Annotated in this window: 17 protein-coding genes; all 17 read right to left on the bottom strand. The window is 52.9% G+C overall.

The genetic code is table 11. The features are described from left to right. Positions 1–42 precede the first annotated feature (42 nt). A complete protein-coding gene (gene dut / locus AC2TF6_RS10455) occupies positions 43–531 on the bottom strand; it encodes a dUTP diphosphatase (RefSeq protein ID WP_050803027.1) in 489 nt (162 codons plus the stop codon). Continuing rightward, a complete protein-coding gene (locus tag AC2TF6_RS10450) occupies positions 512–1,768 on the bottom strand; it encodes a M16 family metallopeptidase (protein ID WP_491310934.1) in 1,257 nt (418 codons plus the stop codon). The genes dut and AC2TF6_RS10450 overlap by 20 nt, the downstream gene beginning before the upstream one ends. Positions 1,769–1,858: 90 nt before the next feature. After that, a complete protein-coding gene (locus AC2TF6_RS10445; RefSeq protein ID WP_491310933.1) occupies positions 1,859–2,920 on the bottom strand; it encodes a polysaccharide deacetylase family protein in 1,062 nt (353 codons plus the stop codon). Between the two features lie 159 nt (positions 2,921–3,079). Continuing rightward, complete coding sequence (gene pnp / locus AC2TF6_RS10440) at positions 3,080–5,185, bottom strand: polyribonucleotide nucleotidyltransferase (RefSeq protein ID WP_491310932.1); 2,106 nt, start codon at positions 5,183–5,185, stop codon at positions 3,080–3,082. Positions 5,186–5,437: 252 nt separating this feature from the next. Next, on the bottom strand, positions 5,438–5,707 hold the full coding sequence (rpsO, locus tag AC2TF6_RS10435) for a 30S ribosomal protein S15 (RefSeq protein WP_009674959.1): 270 nt from the start codon (positions 5,705–5,707) through the stop codon (positions 5,438–5,440). Positions 5,708–5,860: 153 nt separating this feature from the next. Next, the gene (locus tag AC2TF6_RS10430; RefSeq protein WP_016423449.1) at positions 5,861–6,805 is read right to left on the bottom strand and encodes a bifunctional riboflavin kinase/FAD synthetase; all 945 of its coding nucleotides are present in this window, start codon (positions 6,803–6,805) and stop codon (positions 5,861–5,863) included. Positions 6,806–6,891: 86 nt separating this feature from the next. Then, positions 6,892–7,827, bottom strand: a complete 936-nt coding sequence (truB, locus tag AC2TF6_RS10425; protein ID WP_491310931.1) for a tRNA pseudouridine(55) synthase TruB — start codon at positions 7,825–7,827, stop codon at positions 6,892–6,894. Next, positions 7,824–8,837 carry a DHH family phosphoesterase gene (locus tag AC2TF6_RS10420; protein ID WP_491310930.1) on the bottom strand — a complete coding sequence of 338 codons (1,014 nt, stop codon included), beginning with the start codon at positions 8,835–8,837 and terminating at the stop codon, positions 7,824–7,826. Before AC2TF6_RS10420 ends, truB begins: the two co-directional genes overlap by 4 nt. Further along, positions 8,834–9,190 (bottom strand): 30S ribosome-binding factor RbfA, encoded by a 357-nt coding sequence (gene rbfA / locus AC2TF6_RS10415; RefSeq protein ID WP_009672009.1) that lies wholly within the window; start codon positions 9,188–9,190, stop codon positions 8,834–8,836. The genes AC2TF6_RS10420 and rbfA overlap by 4 nt, the downstream gene beginning before the upstream one ends. A 6-nt stretch (positions 9,191–9,196) precedes the next feature. After that, complete coding sequence (infB, locus tag AC2TF6_RS10410) at positions 9,197–11,944, bottom strand: translation initiation factor IF-2 (protein WP_491310929.1); 2,748 nt, start codon at positions 11,942–11,944, stop codon at positions 9,197–9,199. 13 nt (positions 11,945–11,957) lie between these two features. Next, the gene (locus tag AC2TF6_RS10405) at positions 11,958–12,284 is read right to left on the bottom strand and encodes a YlxQ family RNA-binding protein (protein WP_016423451.1); all 327 of its coding nucleotides are present in this window, start codon (positions 12,282–12,284) and stop codon (positions 11,958–11,960) included. Then, positions 12,250–12,561, bottom strand: coding sequence for an RNase P modulator RnpM (gene rnpM / locus AC2TF6_RS10400; RefSeq protein ID WP_009672016.1), 312 nt, complete (start codon positions 12,559–12,561; stop codon positions 12,250–12,252). Before rnpM ends, AC2TF6_RS10405 begins: the two co-directional genes overlap by 35 nt. A gap of 26 nt (positions 12,562–12,587) precedes the next feature. Beyond that, on the bottom strand, positions 12,588–13,685 hold the full coding sequence (gene nusA / locus AC2TF6_RS10395; protein WP_009672008.1) for a transcription termination factor NusA: 1,098 nt from the start codon (positions 13,683–13,685) through the stop codon (positions 12,588–12,590). Between the two features lie 48 nt (positions 13,686–13,733). After that, positions 13,734–14,192 carry a ribosome maturation factor RimP gene (rimP, locus tag AC2TF6_RS10390; protein ID WP_009672012.1) on the bottom strand — a complete coding sequence of 153 codons (459 nt, stop codon included), beginning with the start codon at positions 14,190–14,192 and terminating at the stop codon, positions 13,734–13,736. Positions 14,193–14,395: 203 nt separating this feature from the next. After that, complete coding sequence (locus tag AC2TF6_RS10385; protein ID WP_491310928.1) at positions 14,396–18,700, bottom strand: PolC-type DNA polymerase III; 4,305 nt, start codon at positions 18,698–18,700, stop codon at positions 14,396–14,398. Positions 18,701–18,817: 117 nt separating this feature from the next. Then, positions 18,818–20,266, bottom strand: coding sequence for a proline--tRNA ligase (gene proS, locus AC2TF6_RS10380; protein ID WP_491310927.1), 1,449 nt, complete (start codon positions 20,264–20,266; stop codon positions 18,818–18,820). Between the two features lie 109 nt (positions 20,267–20,375). Then, the gene (rseP, locus tag AC2TF6_RS10375; protein ID WP_218228522.1) at positions 20,376–21,626 is read right to left on the bottom strand and encodes an RIP metalloprotease RseP; all 1,251 of its coding nucleotides are present in this window, start codon (positions 21,624–21,626) and stop codon (positions 20,376–20,378) included. Positions 21,627–21,741 lie beyond the last annotated feature (115 nt).

Here is a 21,741-nt window from a genome sequence, read left to right as displayed (position 1 = left end):
GGACCGTTCCTGGTTCCCGCCTGTAACCGGCAGGGACGCAGGTTATTTCCGCGCTTCGGTGGTCAGCCCCGTATGCCCGAAGCCGCCGGCGCCGCGCGTGGTATCATCCAGCTCGTCCACTTCCGTCAATAAGACGGCCGGCACGAGCTGGAACACCATCTGCGCGATTCTTTCGCCGCGGCGGATCGTGAATGTCTCCTGACCATGATTGATCAGGAGTACTTTGACTTCGCCGCGGTAGTCCGCATCGATCGTGCCCGGCGAATTCAGCGTGGTGATGCCGTGCTTGTAGGCCAGTCCGCTCCGCGGGCGGATCTGGGCCTCAAGCTCTACGGGCATCGCCAGCGCGAACCCCGTCGGAACGAGCGCCCGCTCACCGGGCGCCAGATCGAGGGGTTCGATATTCGCCGCGTGCAGATCGAAGCCGCTTGCCGCGGCGGACATTTTCTCCGGCAGCGGAAGACCTTCGCTGCCGGGCAGGCGTTTAATGCGGATGGGGAATACAGGTGTGTTATTTTCCAAGAAGCTCATCTCCTCTGATTGACTGCAAAGCCTCGTCGCGGCTGCCGACCATCGCAATGGCGAATGGCTTGGAGAACAGCTTGCGGGTCAAGGCGTGGATATGCTCCATTTCAACGCTTTCGATCCGGTTGATCATTTCGTCGAGCGTGTAATGCCTTCCGGTCATCAGCTCGTTTTTGCCGATCCGGTTCATCCGGCTGTTGGTGCTTTCCAGACTGAGAATCAGGCTGCCTTTCAGCTGTTCCTTGCCTTTTCTCAGTTCCGCATCCGTCATGCCTTTCTCCGCGATATCGTTCAGCATTTCGATCGTCACCTTCAGAACTTCCTCCGTTTGTTTCGGAGCCGTTCCCGTATAGATCGTAAATACCCCGTTGTCGATGTGAGAAGAATGATAGGAATACACCGAATAGGCAAGTCCCCGCTTTTCGCGGATTTCCTGGAACAACCTGGAGCTCATGCCTCCGCCGATCGCGTTATTGAGCAGCACCATCGGGTAGAGGTTTTCTTCACGAAGAGAAAGACCCGGGAGCGACAGGCAGATATGATTCTGTTCCGTTGTCTTGGCCTGGAAAACGCGCTCGCTCATGAACGAGGGCTCTTCCTGGTTCTGCTGCGTACCCGAAACGTTGAAATGACCGAAATGCTTCTCCAGCAGTTCGAACACGCTATCGTCGATGTTCCCCGCCACGGCAATGACGGTATTCTCAATGGTGTAGCATTCTTTCATATAAGCCCGCAGATCGTTTGGCTTCATCCCGGACAAATGCGCCTGCGTTCCCAAAATGGTGTACCCCAGCGGATGGCTGCCGTACGCCGCTTTCGCAACGAGATCGTGAACCAGATCATCGGGAGTATCTTCATACATGGCGATTTCTTCGAAAATGACGTTCTTTTCTTTCTCTAGCTCTTCTTCATTAAAGACGGAATTAAAAAACATATCGGATAAAATATCTACCGCAATGCCGAGATGCTCGTCAAGCACTTTGGCGTAATAGCATGTATATTCTTTGGATGTGAAAGCATTCACATTCCCTCCGATCCCGTCGAACACTTCCGCGATGTCTTTCGCGCTGTGACGCTCTGTGCCTTTAAAGAGCATGTGTTCGATAAAATGGGAAATTCCGTTATTCAGCTGAGTTTCGTTCCGTGAACCGGTTTTTACCCAGATTCCGATTGCTACCGAACGGCAGGTCGGAATTTTCTCGGTCACGACTCTGAGCCCGTTATTTAAATGGGTTTTATTCACCAAGCTGTTCCTCCTCAAATGTGCGCACAATGGGGTCCGCTTAGGAGCCCTTAAGTTCAACTTTGATTTTAACAAAAATGTCGAAGTGACTCAACCTGACCGCTCGTCGCCCGCTTGGCCCGCTCCCGGAGCAGGGGCCGATATCCGCTGCGGAGACAGCGTTTCGCTTACCGATCCCAGCTGCAGCCCCCTGCTTTTGATAATCGAAATCATTTCGGGCAGCGCACTGCTGGAAGACTCGGTCGGATGCATCAGGATGAGCGAGCCCGGCTCTATATTTTTGCGGACTTTGGCAAGAATCGCGGGGGCGCCGGGGTTTTTCCAGTCAACTGTGTCGAGCGTCCACATGACGGTCTTTAACTTAAGCTCCGCGGCTATTTTGACCGTTTCGGCATCAAAGTCTCCCGAGGGGGGAGCAAAAAGAACATTGGTGACACCAAGCTCCTTTTTCAGCAGATCCTCGGTTTTCACAATTTCCTCATACGCCTTGGAGCGGCTGAGCGTGCTCATATTTTTGTGTGAATACGCGTGATTGGACAATTCGTGTCCCTGTTTCTGAATTTCTTTGGCAATGTCCACATGCTTCTTAAGCCAGCTTCCATCGAAAAAGAATGTGGCTCTTACATTTTCTTTGCGGAGTGCCTCCAGTATTGACGGAAGGAACTCCTCTCCCCACGCCACATTGATCATGAAGGAAACCATCGGTTTTTTGGGGTTCCCTTTGTAAATAGGCTCCGGCGGAAGGTCGTTCAAGCTGACTCGAGGCGAAACTTGCTTCATGACGAAAGGCAATTTGTCTCCCGCCCCATTCTTTTTGGCCGCCTCGTAGGTCTTGTCGATATCGACTTCCAGCCCGTTGTAACCCGGCACCGCTTTCCATACTCTGTCCACTTTCGCATCGATGGGAGCGATGTACAGACCTTTCGCTTCTTCCCGGATTCGTCCGAGCAAAGCGTCCTCTGCCGGCTGTGCGGTCTTTCCGTTACCCTCCGGCCCTCCCGCATCATTGGAAAGCTTCGTCTGTGTTTGCATGGAAGGCTGCTTTCCTTGCTGGATCGCTCCCACAAAGGTATGCACACTTTCGCTTTGCAGCAGTACCCATATACACCCGGCCGTTATACCGCCAAGCAGCACCAGCTTCTTTTTTTGCATGAGATTCCGACTCCTCCGTAAAGATTATGTCAGAGTTTATGCAAAGCCGGACAGGGTTATGACTTGGACGATACAGCCGCGCACGTAAAAATTCGGTTTAAACATGCAAAAAAGAGACAGAAAGATCTGGCTCTTTGTATGTTTGGTGCGATTCGGTTATTAGGATTGAGTGGAAACTTCGTTGTTCACGAGCGTTGCTTTGCGGGACAGGTTAACGCGTCCTTGATTGTCGATTTCCGTGACTTTAACGGTAATCGTATCGCCGACTTTAACGACATCCTCCACTTTGGCAACCCGTTCGGTTGACAGCTGGGAAATGTGGACGAGTCCTTCTTTACCCGGCAGCACTTCTACGAAAGCTCCGAACTTCTCCACGCGTTTTACCGTACCGAGGTAAGTTTCGCCGACAACGACGTCGCGTACGATCCCCTCGATAATCTGCTTGGCACGTTCGTTCATCTCCGCATTGGACGAAGCGATAAAGACTTTGCCGTCCTGCTCGATGTCAATCTTAACGCCGGTTTCTTCAATAATTTTATTGATGATTTTGCCGCCTGCTCCGATCACGTCACGGATCTTATCCGGGTTGATCTGCATCACGACAATTTTAGGTGCATATGCGGAAAGTTCTTTCTTAGGTTCCGAGATGCGCTCCAGCATTTTGTGCATGATAAATGTACGGCCTGCCTTAGCCTGATCCAGGGCCTGCTTCAAAATGTCGCGATTGATTCCGTCAATCTTGATGTCCATTTGAAGAGCGGTAACCCCTTTGGACGTGCCTGCCACTTTAAAGTCCATATCCCCGAGATGATCTTCCATCCCTTGAATATCCGTCAGAATGGAGAAATGCTCTCCTTCTTTAATAAGACCCATCGCGATACCGGCAACCGGTGCTTTGATCGGAACACCCGCATCCATCATAGCGAGCGTGGAAGCGCAAATGCTTGCTTGAGAGCTCGAACCGTTGGATTCCAGAACTTCCGAAACGAGACGGATTGTATACGGAAACTCGGCTTCGCTTGGAATAACGTACGAAAGCGCGCGTTCTCCGAGAGCGCCATGTCCGATTTCGCGGCGTCCCGGCGGACGAAGCGGTCTTGCTTCTCCTACGCTGAACGGCGGGAAGTTGTAATGGTGCATAAAGCGTTTGGTTTCTTCGAGATCCAAACCGTCGAGGATCTGTACGTCGCCGAGCGCCCCGAGCGTACATACGCTTAATGCTTGCGTTTGTCCGCGTGTAAACAGTCCGGATCCGTGCGTGCGCGGCAGCAGATTAATGTCCACGTCGATCGGACGGATTTCATCCAGTGCGCGTCCATCCGGTCTTACCTTGTCATGCGTGATGAGGCGGCGGACTTCGTCTTTCACGATATCGTGAAGCACTTCTTTGACGTCTTTCAGCTTCTCCGGCGTTTCCTCATAGAGCGCCGTAAAATGCGCAACGGCATCCGCGTTGACCGTGTCGATCGCTTCTTGGCGCGCATGCTTCTCTTGAATCTTAATCGCTTCAACGAGACGGGCTTCGGCAAACTCGCGCACGGCTGCGCTGATATCGCCGTCCACCGTATGAAGCTTCACTTCCATTTTAGGAACGCCGGCTTCGGCAACGAGCTGCTCTTGAAGGGCGATCACTTTCTTGATCTCGTCATGCCCGAACATAATCGCTTCCAGCATAACGTCTTCCGGTACTTCGGCAGCGCCTGCTTCTACCATCATAATGGCATCCTTGGTGCCTGCCACAACGAGGTGAACGTCGCTCTTCTCTTCCTGCGCCGGAGTGGGGTTCACGACGAAGCTACCGTCGATGCGGCCTACAATGACGCCCCCTACCGGACCGCTGAACGGCACGTCGGAAATGGAAAGAGCGGCGGAAACACCGATCATGGCCGTAATTTCCGGCGGACATTCCTGATCCACGCTCATGACCACCGCGACGATCTGTACGTCGTTACGGAATCCTTCCGGGAACAGAGGACGGATCGGACGGTCGGTCAGACGGCTGGAGAGAATCGCTTTCTCGCTCGGACGTCCTTCTCTTTTGATAAACCCGCCCGGAATTTTACCTGCCGCATATAAGCGCTCCTCATAGTTGACCGTCAGCGGGAAGAAATCAAGATCTTTCGGCTCACTGGAAGCGGTCACGGTGCAGAGCACAACTGTATCGCCATAGCGGGCAAGTACCGCGCCGTTGGCTTGCTTGGCTAAACGACCGGTTTCAAGGATAAGCGGACGTCCGGCCAAGTCCATTTGCACACGTTTTTCCATACTAAACCTCCTAATTTTATCTCAAAACACGCGGGAATCGAACATATACCGCGCAAAATGGTTCCATTCGGTAAAAAACGGTAGGATTTGAGGAAGCTCGCGCCTCCTGCATCACCTAATGATTCTGCGTATGTACAGTATTTCCTTCTTTGCAACGATTTAAAATACACAAAAAGCAACCCGGAGCCGCTGCGGAAGCTCGGCTCGGAGCCCACCACAGAGAACAGCAGGGTTGCTTTCTGAATGCGGATTTTATCTACGCAGACCGAGCTTTTCAATCAAAGCACTGTAGCGTTTAACGTCTTTGTTCTTAAGGTATGCCAACAGCTTGCGGCGTTGACCAACCATTTTAAGAAGTCCGCGACGGGAATGATGGTCTTTCTTGTGTGTACGGAAATGGCTCGTAAGGTTTACGATGTTTTCCGTCAGGATAGCAATTTGCACTTCGGGAGATCCCGTATCGCTTTCATGCGTTTTGTGCGTTTGAATCAGTTCCTGTTTACGCTCTTGAGTTAATGCCATCCCAATCACCTCCTATTCATATAATCGCCTATGGCCCAGAGTGCGTCGGTGAAGCGCGGCTCCGCGCCAAGGTTCGTAATTGAAGCTTACGGCAAAGCCGAAGCAACGTAAATCAGTATAGCATACAAGATGGACAGAAGTAAATGCCAACGCCTACAGAATCTGCGCAAACTTCGCTTCGGCCGTCGCTACATCTCTTTTGAGCTGGGTGATCAGCTCATCGATGCCGTTAAACTTGCGCTCGGGGCGCAAATAATCGACAAATTCGACAAACACGGTGCTGCCGTAAATGTCCTGGTCGAAGTCAAGCAGATGCACTTCGAGCGACATGACTTCACCGCTGTGGAAGGTCGGCTTCGTTCCGATGTTCATAACAGCCCGGTACCAGCTTCCTCCCACAAACGCACGGACGGCGTAAACGCCGGAAGCGGGCACGAGAAAGTTCTCGGACATCTGCAGATTCGCCGTAGGGAATCCGAGCTGACGCCCGCGCTTATCGCCCGATACGACGACACCGCGTATTCCGTACCCTCTGCCGAGCAGTTCGGAAGCGGCTGGCGGATGTCCGGTCAATAACGCTTCTCTGATTGCCGTGGAGCTGACCTTGGCGCCGTTCATCCGGTACGGGCGGATCACCTCCACCGCAAAACGGCCATGCCCCAGTTCGCAGAGCGTATCGGGCGTTCCCCGGCCTTTGTAGCCGAACGTAAAGTCGAATCCGACTACGACGGTTTCAACGCCAAGCGCCTCCAGGACACGATCGACAAACTGCTGCGGAGAAGCCTGCATCAGCGCCGTATCAAACTTGAGTACATACGTGCAGTCTACGCCCAGCTTCTCGAAGAGCTCCATCTTGTAGGAGGTCGGCGTCAGAAGCCGTGCATACTTCTCCTGGCCGAGCAGCTCCCGCGGATGCGGATCGAACGTCATAATCGCGGCCGGGACTCCCAGCTCGCGGGCATTCTCGACAGCGCGCTGGATAACTTCACGGTGTCCGAGATGCACACCGTCGAAATCGCCGATGGCGATGACCTTTTTACCGGCCAGCGGAAGAAGTTCCGCATTTTCGATGGGATAAGACAAATGAATGGTTTGCATGGGTACGAGTTCACCTACTATTCCTTGAACCGCTTTATACCGCCAGGGGTTAGAAGATTCCGGCCGATGGCCGGCTTACTTATATCCTAATTAAAAACTTTGACCGGAGCAAGATGTCCTTCGGTCTCATTCCAAGAAAAGAGACCGATAAACCGTTTATGAGGATCATAAACACGGATAATTCCCGTCTGCTCTACTCCGGTTTCGCTGTCGTGGCTGCCCTGCAGAGCCGGCGCCTCATGGAGCCGGACTTTGCGTCCCTGCAGGGCAAAAACGGACAGCTGCTCATTCAGTACGAGAGAAGGCAAATAATCGACAGCCTGGTCCGCCTGAATGATCTTTGTATCCAGAAGACCCTCCTCGCGCAAACGAGGGAGGTCTTCCAGTGCCACGCATTGCTCCAGTCCGATTCGTCCGGTGGAAGAACGGACCAGCTCTTTCATCGCCGCCGGAACGCCCAAGGCTCTTCCTATATCCACACACAAGGTACGGATATAAGTGCCCTTCGAGCAGAGCACGCGGAAACGGACTTCCGGGTGATCCCGGTTCAAGTCCAGTTCGAGCAGCTCGATCTCGTAAATGGTTACGTTCCGGGCTTTACGCTCGACTTCCACGCCCGCTCTCGCCAGTTCGTACAACCGTTTTCCGTCGACTTTTACGGCGGAATACATCGGGGGAACCTGGCTGATCTCTCCGACGAACGACTGGATGACGGAACGGACCTTGTCCTCCGCAAGCTGAACGAGCGGAATTTCTTCCAGCACGTTCCCGCTCAGATCTTCCGTGTCGGTGGCCAATCCAAAAACCATAGCTGCCTCATACTGTTTCGGCAGCTCCTGGATGTATTCGACCATGCGGGTTGCACGGCCGATACAAAGCGGCAGCACGCCGGTAACCTCAGGATCAAGCGTACCGGTATGACCGATCCGCTTAATCCCAAGAAAACGGCGCGCTTTCGCTACCACATCGTGGGAAGTCATTCCCTTTGGCTTGAGGATTGGAAGTATTCCTTCTATCGTCATGGCAGTTTATTCCCTACTTCCTCTACAACCCGTCGGATGGCTTCCTCAATGGAGCCGTTAATCGTACAGCCGGCGGCGCGGACATGACCCCCGCCTCCGAACGACTGTGCGATCTGAGCCACATCTACCGCACCTGCGGAGCGCAGGCTCACTTTAACCGCCGATGCATTTCTTTGTTTAAACAAGAGCCCGACTTCGACTCCCTCGACATTGCGGGCGTAATTGACCAGCCCGTCCATATCTTCGTTGGTGGCGCCCGTCGCTTCGATCACTTCGGTGGATACCGCAATTGTCGATATCCGCCCGTTTTTATGAAAATCAAGCGTAGCGAGCCCCTGCTGAAGAATACGAATCTGCTGGAAGGTCATTCTCTCCAGAAAAGCTTCGGCGAGTTCCGATCCTTTTACTCCCCATTCCAAAAGGTCTGCCGCTGTCTTCATCACTTTGGGTGTCGTACTGGAATACCGGAAACCTCCCGTATCGGTCAGCAGTCCCGTATAAATACAGGTCCCGAAATCGATGTCCGCTTCCATTTGAAGGTGCTTGGATAAATCATAAATAATTTCAACGGTTGCCGCGGCGGAAGCCTGTATAACGGAACATTCCCCGAAGCGGTCGTTAGTCGCATGATGATCGATATTGAGCAGCTTGGCATCGGGGGTAAATTTCTCGCTGACCCGTCCGATTCTTGAAAAATCGGCGCAATCCACACTTATAATCGTATCATAGGACAGGTGATCGGGCAGTTGGGACAAAGTCCAAATGCCGTCAAACCCCCAGAGCCTGCTGAATTTCTCCGGTATGTCCCCCTCGTTAGCAAGCGTATAGCGCTTTCCCATCCGGTCAAGCAGCCAAGCAATGGCTAAAGTAGAGGAAATGGCATCCCCGTCCGGCTGGACATGGGATACCACCAGGAAATCATTATGATCGTGCATGAATTGCTTTGCCGCCTCCAACTGCTCCAAATAGCTGCCGGAGGCGCCGCCGCCTATAAACTGGCCCGCCGTCATTCAGCGGATTTCCCATCGTTAAGATCATGAAGCAGACTTTCGATCCGGCTTCCGTAATCAATCGATGTGTCGAATTTAAAGATAAGCTCGGGTACTTTGCGCAATCGGATTCTTTTGCCCAGCTCGGAACGGATATACCCGCTCGCACTGCTTAAGGCTTTCAAAGTTCCTTCCTTTTGCTCGTCCGTACCAAGCACACTGAGATAAACTTTGGCCTGAGACAGATCATTCGTTACGTCAACCCCGGTTACCGTAAGAAATCCGATGCGGGGGTCTTTAATTTCGCTCTGCAAAATTTGGCTGATCTCTTTCTTGACCTGCTCCCCCACTCTGCCTACACGAACTCTAGCCATAGCTGATCACCTCTCTACTGTTTCCATGACGAAGGCTTCGATGATGTCCCCTTCTTTAATATCATTGTATTTTTCCAGGGAAATACCGCACTCGTAACCTTGCGCCACTTCTTTGGCGTCGTCTTTGAAGCGTTTCAGCGCGTCCACTTTGCCTTCGTAGACTACGATGTTGCTGCGAAGCAGACGAACTTCCGCATTACGCGCAATTTTGCCGGAGGTAACCATACAACCAGCAATGGTGCCCACGCCCGTAATTTTGAAGGTGTTGCGGACTTCCGCATGCCCGATAATGTTTTCTTTGAAAATCGGATCGAGCATACCCTTCATGGCTTGTTCAATTTCTTCAATCACATTGTAGATGATCCGGTGCAGACGAATGTCTACTTTCTCCTGATCCGCCGTTACTTGAGCGGCAGGCTCCGGACGAACGTTGAAGCCGATAATAATGGCATTGGAAGCCGATGCCAGAATGATGTCGGACTCGGTGATGGCGCCTACGCCCGTGTGAATCATCTTCACGCGTACGCCTTCCACTTCGATTTTCTCGAGGGAACCGCGCAGCGCTTCGAGAGAGCCTTGAACGTCCGCTTTGATAATGACGTTCAGGTCTTTAATTTCACCGTCTTTGATGTGCTTATACAGATCATCCAGCGTAACGCGGGAATTCGCCGTAAGCTCGGACTGGCGGAGCGTGATAGCACGCTTATCGGCAATATCGCGGGCTTTGCGCTCGTCTTCGAAGGCAAGCAGCGGATCTCCCGCTTGCGGAACCTCCGTCAGGCCGGTGATTTCAACCGGAGTCGAAGGACCCGCTTCTTTAAGACGTTTGCCTTTATCATTTACCATTGCGCGGACACGGCCGAAACATACGCCTGCAACAAAACTGTCGCCGACTTTGAGCGTACCGTGCTGTACGAGAATGCGGGCTACAGGACCGCGTCCTTTATCCAGCTCCGCTTCGATTACCGTACCTCTGGCGCGTTTATCCGGATTTGCTTTATATTCCTGAACCTCAGCCACGAGAAGAATCATTTCAAGCAGGTTTTCCAGGCCGATCCGCTGTTTAGCCGAAACTTCGCAGAAGATCGTGTCGCCGCCCCACTCTTCCGGTACGAGTTCATACTCGGTAAGAGCTTGTTTGATTTTTTCCACATTGGCTTCCGGCTTATCGATTTTGTTGACCGCCACGATAATCGGCACGCCTGCCGCTTTCGCATGGGCAATCGCCTCGACGGTTTGCGGCATAACGCCGTCATCCGCCGCTACGACGATAATCGTGATGTCGGTCACCTGAGCGCCGCGTGCACGCATAGTCGTGAAAGCTTCGTGGCCAGGGGTATCGAGGAACGTAATTTTCTTGCCGTTCGCTTCAACCTGGTAAGCCCCGATATGCTGGGTAATGCCGCCCGCTTCGCCTTCCGTCACGCTTGTATGACGGATTGCGTCAAGAAGGGTTGTTTTACCGTGGTCAACGTGACCCATGATGGTAACGACAGGAGGACGCTCTTTCAGATCCGCCGCATCGTCGACTTCTTCTTCCAGCTCGAAACGGTCGTCTTCGACACGGATTTTCAGATCCACTTCGACGTTATACTCCCCGGCTACGAGCTGAATCGTATCGAGATCGAGTTCCTGGTTGATGGTAGCCATCACGCCGAGGAACAGGAGCTTCTTGATGACTTCGGAAACGTCCTTGTGGAGAAGTTTCGCAAGTTCACCGACCGTCATTGCGCCACGCACAATAATCTTCTTCGGTGTGTTGTCGATCTTTTCTTTCTTAACCATCGGCTCTTGACCGCGTCCGCGTCCGTTATTGCGCCCGCCGCGGTTGTTGCCGCCACGGTTGCCTGCGCCGCCGCGTCCGCCGCGTCCGTCGTCGTAACGGCTGGATTTGCTGCGGTCGTCGCGATTGCCCTGTCTGTTGTCGCCCGTACGCAGGCCGCCGCGGCCTGCATCCGTGCCCGCAGCCGGACGTCCGTCCGTTCTGCGCGGAGCTTGGCCCGGTCTTGCGCCGGCACCGGCTGATCCGCCGCGGTTCTGGCCGCCTTGACCGCCGCCGCCCTGAGGACGCTGGCCGCCGCTGCCGCCTTGAGGTCCGCGGTTGAAACCGCCGCCCTGGCCGCCTTGCGGACGTGGTCCGCCGCCGCCTTGACCGCCGCTCCGTGGAGCGCCGCCTTGGCCCTGCGGACGCTGACCGCCCTGAGGACGGCCTTGACCGCCGCTTTGCGGGCCGCGGTTGTATCCGCCCTGCCCGCCTTGCGGACGCTGTCCGCCGCCTTGGCCGCCGCTGCGCGGTGCGCCTTGGCCTTGCGGACGGTCGCCGCGCGGCGCGCCCGTTCTTCCGTCACCGCTCGGACGCGGTGCACGGTTATCCTGGGAGCCTTGCGGACGTGCTTCCGCAGCCGGACGCTCCTCTTTCTTCGCTTGCTCGGACCCCGCTTGCTGCACAGGCTGCTTAGCGCTTACCTCTGCTTTAGGGTTGGACTGTTTGTCTGGTTTGGGTTGATTTGAATTTGGACTCACGTTACCTCCATCTGATCCTGCCCGTTTGGCAGCCGCATTCGCTTTAATGTCACGGAAAAACTTTTCTACGCTGCTGACCGCATTGTTTTCCATAACGCTCATGTGGTTGTTCACGGGGATATTCAAACGCTTCAGGATCGTTATAATTTCCTTGCTGCTCATATTCAAAGATTTGGCATATTCATAAACCCGAAGTTTATCCTTAGGATCTTGTTTATTTGTCAAACCCATTCACCTCCGGAGGTTATACCCGATACTTTTTCAGCATCCTGGCGAAGCCGTCGTCAACGACGGCAATCGTGACTCGAGCTTCCTTCCCTATGCTGGAACCAAGTTCCTCACGGTTGCCCAGGACCAGCAAAGGTACGTCGTATGAACGGCATTTGTCCTGAAACTTCTTGCTTGTATTGTCAGCCGCATCTTCCGCCATAATGACCAGCTTCGCATCACCCGATCGGATAGCCTTCAGCACGCTCTCTTCTCCGGTGACAAGCTTGCCTGCTCTCATGGCGAGACCTAAGTTTGAAAAATAATTTTTATTCGTCATCGTCCATCCCATCTTTGCCCGCATGGAATTCTTCTTCCACCTGGATAAAATCCTGTTCAAGCTGATCATAAATGGGAGCGCCCACCGATTGCTTCAACGCTCGGTCCAGCGCTTTGGATTTCTTGGCAAGCCTGAAGCAAGCCACTTTGCCGCACAAATAAGCGCCTCTGCCCGATTTTTTGCCTTTCAGATCGATTTGAATCTCCCCTTCGGGGGTACGAACGACCCGAATCAATTCTTTCTTCGGCATCATTTCCTGGCAGGCCACACATTTGCGCAGAGGTATTTTCCGCTGTTTCACGTCATCCTCACCTCGCCCCGCCGGCGTCAGTCAAAGCTGACGGAATCTTGATGCATTTCCTCGATCTGCGATCTCGGACGGCCGTATTCCTGCTCCGCCTGCGCCTCGCTCTTGATGTCGATTTTCCAGCCGGTAAGTTTGGCGGCCAAACGCGCGTTCTGACCCTTGATCCCGATTGCCAGCGAAAGCTGATAATCCGGAACGATGACGCGGGCCATCTTCTCGTTCTCGAACACATTGACTTCCAGTACTTTCGAAGGGCTGAGCGCGTTAGCGACGTACTCTTCCACGCTCTCCATCCAGCGTACGATGTCGATCTTCTCGCCGCGGAGTTCGCCGACGATCGTCTGGACACGCAGTCCTTTGGGACCTACGCAGGAACCGACAGGGTCCACTTCGGTATTGCGGGAGTGCACGGCGATCTTGGAACGGAAGCCGGCTTCCCTGGCAACGGACTTGATTTCTACGACGCCTTCGTAGATCTCTGGAACTTCCAGCTCGAAAAGGCGCTTGAGAAGCCCCGGATGTGTACGGGACAAAATGATCTGAGGACCTTTTGTCGTGTTTTCCACTTTGGTAATATACGCTTTAACACGCTCGCCTTGCTTGAATTTCTCGTTGGGCATGACCTCGGTGAGAGGCAGAACCGCTTCCACCTTGCCAAGATCGATATAATAGTGGCGCTGATCCTGACGCTGTACGATACCCGTAACGATGTCTTCTTCTTTCTCGATAAAAGCATTGTAAATAAGTCCACGCTCGGCTTCGCGGATACGCTGCGTCACAACCTGCTTGGCGGTCTGAGCCGCAATGCGTCCGAAGTCTCGCGGTGTAACCTCAATCTCTACAATATCGTCCATCGTATAATTCTGGTTGATTTCCCGCGCAGCATGCAGCGTGATTTCCAGCCTCGGGTCCAGCACATCCTCCACGACGGTTTTGCGTGCGTAGACGCGGATGGTGCCGGTTTGCCGATTAATATCCACGCGCACATTCTGCGCTGTGTTAAAGTTGCGTTTATAGCTGGAAATCATCGCGGCTTCAATCGCATCAATCAGCAGATCCTTGGAAATGCCTTTCTCTCTTTCGATTTCAGCCAACGCTTCGATAAAATCCATGTTCATTTGAACCGAGTTCCCCCTTTCAATGGTTCGCAGACGCGGTTAACCGCGTCAGAATACGATGGCAAGCCTCGCGCTGGCCACTTTGCTGTATGGAATGGCGCTGCGTTTCTTCGGGGTTTGCACAACAAGCTCCTCGTCGTCGAACGACAGAAGCTCACCTTCGAATTCCTTGCTATTGTCAATTGGCTCGTATGTAGTTACAAATACATGTTTGCCAACAGCCTTCTTAATGTCTTCCGGTTTTTTTAGCGGCCTCTCGGCACCCGGTGAAGAGACTTCCAGGAAATAAGCCGTCGGAATCGGATCGTTCTCATCAAGTTTCGAGCTTAAGAATTCGCTGATGCGGCCGCAATCGTCGATATCGATGCCGCCTTCTTTGTCTACGAATACACGGAGAAACCAGTTGCTTCCTTCCTTGACGTATTCGATGTCGACAAGCTCAAAGCCTTGCTCGTTGAAATAATCCAGCAGCATATCTTCCACGACGGATTTAATTGGTGAATTCATATGTTTTCTCTCTACCCTCCTGTATGACCTTCCCGGTGAACCTGCCAAAAAGTCTTAGCAAAATGTAAAGAGTGGGTTTCCCCACTCTCCGGTTCACAGTCGATATCCTCATTATTGCCAAGAAAAATTATACCATAACCGTCTAAAGGTTGACAATAGTAAGAAAAAGTTACTCACCTTGTCACCCCTACGCTTCGCGCCCGCTAAAACAAGGACAGTTGATTGGATTCCGGCAGTCCCCGGAAGCAGCCCATGCCGTTCAACAGTTCGACGACCGTCTTCGAAGCCTTCGAACGGTTTTGGAAATCTTCGATCGAAAGAAAGTCTCCGCTTTCCTTGGAAGCGGCAATGTTGCGGGCCGCATTCTCCCCGATTCCCGGTACGGCCGAGAACGGCGGAATAAGCGAATCCCCGTCAATAATAAACTTCGTGGCGTCGGAGCGGTATAAGTCGATGGGCTTGAAGCTGAATCCGCGTGCGGTCATTTCCAGCGCCATCTCGAGAATGGAAATCATCGCTTTTTCCTTCGGAAGAGCCTGGAACCCTTTCTCCTCGATTTCGATCAGCTTTTTCATGATCGCATCGTAGCCCTGGCAGAGCAGCTCCAGATCAAAGTCCTCCGCACGGACCGTAAAATAGGTCGCATAGTACGAGATCGGGTGGTAAACCTTGAAGTAAGCCGTACGCACCGCGGAAATAACGTAAGCGGCGGCGTGGGCTTTCGGGAACATATATTCGATCCGCTCGCAGGATTCAATGTACCAGGCAGGCACATTGTGCTTCTTCATGTCTTCCTTCCACTCATCGGTAAGGCCTTTCCCTTTACGTACGCTCTCCGTGATTTTGAAGGCCAGGCCCGCATCCATGCCGGCTTTATAAATGAGATAGAGCATAATATCGTCCCGGCAGCCGATTACGGTCTTAATGTTGCAAATGCCCTTCTTGATCAGTTCCTGCGCGTTGCCGAGCCATACGCCGGTTCCGTGGGAAAGCCCGGAAATTTGCAGCAGATCGGCAAAGCTGCTCGGATGAGTTTCCTGAAGCATCTGCCGGACAAACTTCGTTCCCATCTCGGGAACTCCATAGGTGGCCACAGACGTACGGATTTTTTCAGGCGGAACTCCGAGCGCATCCGTCGAATGAAAAATGCTCATAACTTTAGGATCGTTCATCGGAATCGTCGTCGGATCAATGCCGGTCAAATCCTGAAGCATACGCATCATGGTCGGATCGTCGTGTCCCAGAATATCGAGCTTGAGCAGGTTGGCGTCAAACGCGTGATAGTCGAAATGCGTCGTTTTCCACTCGGAATTCTTATCGTCGGCCGGGAATTGAACGGGAGTGATATCGTCCACTTCCATATAATCCGGCACGACGACAATACCGCCGGGATGCTGTCCGGTGCTTCGCTTAACGCCGGTACATCCGGAGGCCAGCCTTACAATTTCGGCGTTCCGCCATTTTTTGCCCTGGCCTTCCTCATACTTTTTCACATAACCGAAGGCTGTCTTATCCGCAATGGTACCGATGGTGCCTGCGCGGAACACGCTTTTTTCGCCGAAAAGAACCTTGGTGTAGTTATGAGCGACCGGTTGGTACTCCCCGGAAAAGTTCAAGTCGATATCGGGAACCTTGTCCCCTTTAAATCCGAGGAACGTTTCGAACGGAATGTCCTGGCCCTCGCCTTTAAGCTTGTCGCCGCAGGTCGGGCAGGTCTTATCCGGCAGGTCAAACCCGCTCGGAATGCTGCCGTCCGTAAACCATTCGCTGAATTTGCACGAGCGGCAAATATAATGCGGCGGGAGAGGGTTAACCTCCGAAATGCCCAGGAATGTGGCGACTACGGAGGAGCCGACCGATCCCCGGGAACCGACGAGATAGCCGTCTTCGTTGGATTTTTTAACGAGCCGTTCCGAAATGAGATAGTTGGCCGAGAACCCGTATTTGATGATCGGCACCAGTTCTTTTTCAAGCCGCTGCACGACAATTTCAGGAACTTCATCCCCGTAAATCTGACGAGCCGTGTCATAGCATGTGTTGCGGATTTCGTCGTCCGCTCCTTCAATGATCGGCGTGAACAGCTTGGTCGGAAACAGCTCGATTTCTTCAAAGCGGTCGGCCAGATCGTTTGTATTGCGCACCACGACTTCATGGGCCTTTTCCTGACCGAGGAAACGGAATTCTTCCAGCATCTCTCGCGTCGTGCGGAAATGAGCGTCCGGCTTCTTCATGTCTTTGAGGGGACTAAAACCGGTGATGCCATTGATCGTAATATCGCGCGCGACTTTGTCCCGGGGCTCCAGGTAATGGACGTTCCCCGTCGCAATAACTGGTTTCCCCTGTTTTGCGCCGATGGCGACAATCCGCTTCACCGCGTCTTCCAGATCCGCTCGGCTGCCGACCAGCCCTCTATCCACCAGATGCATGTTGTAACTGACGGGCTGGATTTCCAGCACATCGTAAAACTCGGCAACCTGCTCGGCCTCTTCCTGCGATTTGTTAAGAACCGTCTCGAAAAACTCGCCTTTCTCGCAGCCCGAAGCAATAAGCAGCCCTTCCCTAAGCTCGATGAGCCTGCTTTTCGGAATCGTCGCCACTTTGTTGAAGTATTCCGTATGGGAAATGGAAATCAGTTTGAACAGATTTTTCTTTCCAACCGCATTTGTCGCATAAATGCAGCAGTGGAACGGACGCTGGTTCGACAAGTCTTTCCCGACAAAATCATTCATACGTCCAAGATTCGTGATATTCCGATCGTAGGCCTCGTTAATCAAATGCTGAAGAACATGTCCCAGCGCAATCGTATCGTCAATCGCCCTGTGATGGTTTTCCAGACTTACTTTAAATTTGTCCGACAAGGTGTTCAGCCTGTGGTTTTTCATGGAAGGGAAAAGCAGCCTGGCCATTTCCAGCGTATCGAGAACCGCATTTGTCATCTGCGGGTGGCCCAATCTTTTCAAATTGGCCTGAATAAAACCGATATCGAACCGCGCGTTATGAGCGACAAGCACGGAATCGCCGATAAAGTCGATAAACTTGGGAAGCTCGTCCGCGAGCTCCGGCGCGTCTTTTACCATCTCGTCGGTGATATTGGTGAGCTGCTGGATGTGATAAGGAATTTTTTCATGCGGCTGGATAAACGTAGAATAACGGTCGATTTCTTTGCCTTCCTGTACCTTCACGCCGGCAATCTCGATAATCTTATTATTCAGAACGGACAGCCCCGTAGTCTCGATATCAAAAACGACGTAAGTGGCCTGCTTCAAATCCGCATCAATCGGGTTTAAGACGATCGGAACGGAATCGTTCACCACGTTCGCTTCAACGCCGTAAATCACCTTGATGCCGTTTTTCTTGCCCGCCTTGTTCGCATCCGGGTAGCTTTGAACCCCGCTGTGATCCGTGATGGCGATCGCTTTGTGGCCCCATTTTGCAGCCGTCTTGATGTACTGGTCCACCGGAGTGATTCCGTCCATCGTGCTCATCGTCGTATGAAGGTGGAATTCCACGCGTTTCTCTTCGGCGTCATCCATTCTTCCCTTGGGCGGCAGTACTTCGTTGATATCCGACGGGATCATGACAAGCTCGGGCACCATCATGAAACGATCGTATTCCACGCGTCCGCGCGCACGGATCCAGCAGCCGTTGGAGAGCAGATTGAGAATGCGCACGTCTTCCTTCGTCTTCCCGAACGATTTCAGCATAATGGAATCGGTGTAGTCGGTGACGTTAAACGAATAAAGGGTGCTGCCGTTCCGCAGCTCTTTCACTTCCAGATTGAAGACGGCCCCTTGAATGGTGACCTTCTTCTCCTCTTCCACAATATCCTGGATCGGCACGGGCGCATCTTTGATATCGTAGCCGACCATCAGCCGGACATCCGCATCCGGGATTGCCGAAGCCTGCAGCTCCTGCTCGATGGACTGCATAATCTCCTGTGTAACAAGCTTCTCCTCTTCGACGATCTGCTGGGCAAACCGTTCGAATTCCTCGGTGCTTTTCTCGCTGAGCGCATACTTCACGGTAAACTCGGTTTTAAAATAATCCTGGAAGAAGGATTTCACCCAGTTATCCATGTTCTTTTTCTTCGCGAGTTCAAAACCGATTTGATCCAGCAAAATCAAAGTGAGCTGATTTCCCTGCACTTCGGTTTTGGCTTTGCTCAGCCACCCGTTTACCGTAACGGCTTCGCGCTGTACCCACTCCAGAAAAAGGCTCCAATATTCTTCCACGAGCCTGCCCGGCTCGGCATTCTCCATGTGTATGACAAATCGCGTCTTGGCGATATGAGCGAACTTTTCTTGAACGTTCCGGCAGAAAGACCGGTACACGTCCTGAGGAACCAACTCCTGCTTTACCAGGTGGAAGGTCCACTCCCGGTTTTTCCGGCTGATTTCTACTTTGTCGATATACCCGTCCGCAAAATGAACCGTTGACATCTCGTGCGGTATGTCCGCCTGCTTCATCAGAAGCTCGAACCGCTGCCTTTTATCCGGTGTCTGACTCATGTCTTCCCTCCCCCAAGCTTCCGGTTTGCTCCGATTGCCGCCTTGCTCTCACCCGGCCGGAAAAAGAAAAGGACAAAGAGAGAAAGTAATCTCGTTTGCCCTTCATTGTAATCGTGCTTAATAAGATTTACCGAAAACGACGGTGTGTTTGGCTTTATCTCCGCAAACCAGACAGGTTTCTTTCGATTCCCGCGGCGAAAACGGAATGTTACGGCTCGTTGCTCCCGCCTCTTCTTTAACCTGGGCTTCACAAGCTTCCGAACCGCACCAGCCTGCAAGCGCAAACCCGCGGTTCGTTTCCAAGTATTGTTTGAACTCATCCAGCGTATCTACCGCGATCAAATGCTCTTCGAGGTACTGCTTCGCACGGTTGAACATCTCCTGGTGTATCTCTTCCAAGAGCTGCTGAACTTCCTGAACGAAGTTGACCTGCTGGACGATTTTCTTCTCTCCGGTAATCCGGGAAACGAGAACGATCTGACCGTTCTCCATATCGCGAGGTCCCAGCTCGACACGGATAGGAACGCCGCGCATTTCGTATTCGTTGAATTTCCAGCCCGGGCTCAGGTCCGCACGGTCGTCCACTCTTACCCGGACACCTGCCTGCTTCAATTCGGCAAACAGCTCGTCCGTGCGGGCCACGACCTGCTCCCTCGTTTTAGGAGGACCTATCGGGATCATGATCACTTGTGTAGGAGCTACTTTAGGCGGCAGTGCCAGTCCGCGGTCGTCCCCGTGCGCCATGATCGTCGCGCCGATCAGTCGTGTGCTTACTCCCCAGGAGGTAGTGTGCACGAACTGGTGCTGATTTTCCCGGTTCAAATATTTAATATCGAAAGCAACCGAAAAGTTAGTGCCTAGGTAATGCGAAGTACCCGCTTGTACCGCTTTGCCGTCTTTCATCATGGCTTCGATCGAGAAGGTATCCACCGCTCCGGCAAACTTCTCGGAAGGTGTTTTCTGACCGATAATGACCGGCATGGCAAGGAAGTTCTCGGCGAAGTCTCTGTAAATTTCCAGCATCTGCATCGTTTCGCGGCGAGCATCTTCTTCGTCTTCGTGAGCGGTATGCCCTTCCTGCCATAAAAACTCCGTCGTACGAAGGAATGGCAGAGTACGTTTCTCCCAGCGGACCACATTCGCCCACTGATTGATAAGGAGCGGCAGATCACGGTAGGAATTGATCCATTCCGCGTACATATGGCCGATCATCGTCTCGGAAGTCGGACGGATGGCCAGACGCTCTTCGAGCTTCTCTCCTCCCGCTTCGGTCACCCAGGGAAGTTCCGGATTGAAGCCTTCCACGTGCTCCTTCTCTTTCTGGAAAAAGCTCTCCGGGATGAAAAGCGGAAAGTAGGCGTTGCGGTGCCCGGTTTCCTTGAAACGCTTGTCCAGCTCACGCTGGATGTTTTCCCAAATCTCGTAGCCGTCCGGCTTGAAGACCATGCACCCGCGAACCGGGGAATAGCTCATAAGGTCGGCTTTTTTGATGACATCAATGTACCACTGGGAGAAATCTTCACCCTGCGGCGTGATTTCCCGGACAAACTGTTTATCTTTGGACATACGGATCCTCCTACGGAAGTCCGTCCGGCGGGGCAAACGCAAGGTTCGCCCGGGCGGACGGACAGGCATCGTTTCACCTAACGGTTACATCTATCTATCATAATACAGATTAGCTTTTAATTAAACGTAAAATATCGTTGTAGGTCACGGCAACCATCAATAGCATGAGCATGGCAAAGCCGATAAAGTGAACCATGCTTTCGCGGTTGGGATCAACCGGCTTGCCGCGAACCGCTTCGATAGCGAGGAATACGAGCCGGCTTCCGTCCAGCGCAGGAAACGGAAGCAGGTTAAAGAGCCCTAAATACAGGCTGAGCAGCGCGACCCAGTAAATGTACGATTCACTGCCGTGGCTGGCGAATTCGCCGGTTACCTGGACGATGCGCACCGGACCGCCCAGGTCGTCCATTTTGAACTGACCTAGCACAAGTTTCTTGAATCCGTCGAGAATACCTACCGTCGAGGTCGAAACGTAGTTGTAGGTGCCCTTCAACGTTTCGCCGAAGGAAGCCGAACGCTTGTCTCCCGTGATATAAACCCCGACCTTGCCGTTCTCATCCGGAGTGATTTCGATTTTCTTCTCCACGCCGCTCCGCTGGATCACCCAGTTCATTTTCTGGTTGGGGGAGGAACCGACCACTTTCATAAACTTCTCGCGGTTGTCCCCGATCGTTTCCTGATTCACCGAAACGATGACGTCTCCGGCCATAAGTCCCGCTTTCTCGGACGGACGGCCTGGCTCCAGCTTGTCGACTTTTACGTTCGTCGGAACTCCCTGCATAATAACGAGGGTAAGAAACAGTACCGCGGCCAGCAAAAAGTTCATAACCGGCCCCATCAGGATGGACAGGAAACGCTGCCCCACCGTCTTGCTGCCAAACTGCCTGTCAAGCGGCGCAATCTGTGTCTCCACACCGCGGGTAACCATGAGGGCATCCGGCTGAACAGGGTAACGGACCTGCTCGTCTCCCACTTCAAGCTTTACAAAAAGGTCTTTTTCCAGATCGATCTGCTGCACGGCACCTTGAATGACATTCGCCCGCTGGTCAAGCTGGTCCAAATAAAGCTTAGTGACTTGATTGTCCTTGTTTAACTTTACGGCTATCGTCTGTCCGTCCTGGATTTGAACGATTTCCGGATCCTCGCCCGCCATGCGGACATAGCCGCCGAACGGGAGCAATCTCAAGGTGTAACGAGTTTCGCCCTTTTTATATGAAAACAATTTTGGTCCGAACCCGATAGCGAATTCACGCACCAAAATTCCGGCCCGTTTCGCAAAATAAAAATGTCCCCACTCGTGAATCGTAACGAGGACGAAGAACATAAGGACGATTTTCAGTCCTGTCTCAATGCTTCCCAACCCGCATCTGCCTCCTCCGGCGCTTTCTCTCCTGAAAGCCGTCTCGTTTATGCTTACGTATGTTCCTAATGTACCATTATTGAGCGGCCTAATACAAGCAATCGCCTATGTCAGT

Source organism: Paenibacillus sp. JNUCC 35, from assembly GCF_058269095.1.
The sequence above is the reverse complement of the archived record's forward strand: the minus strand, read 5'-3'. Positions and strand labels throughout refer to the sequence as shown.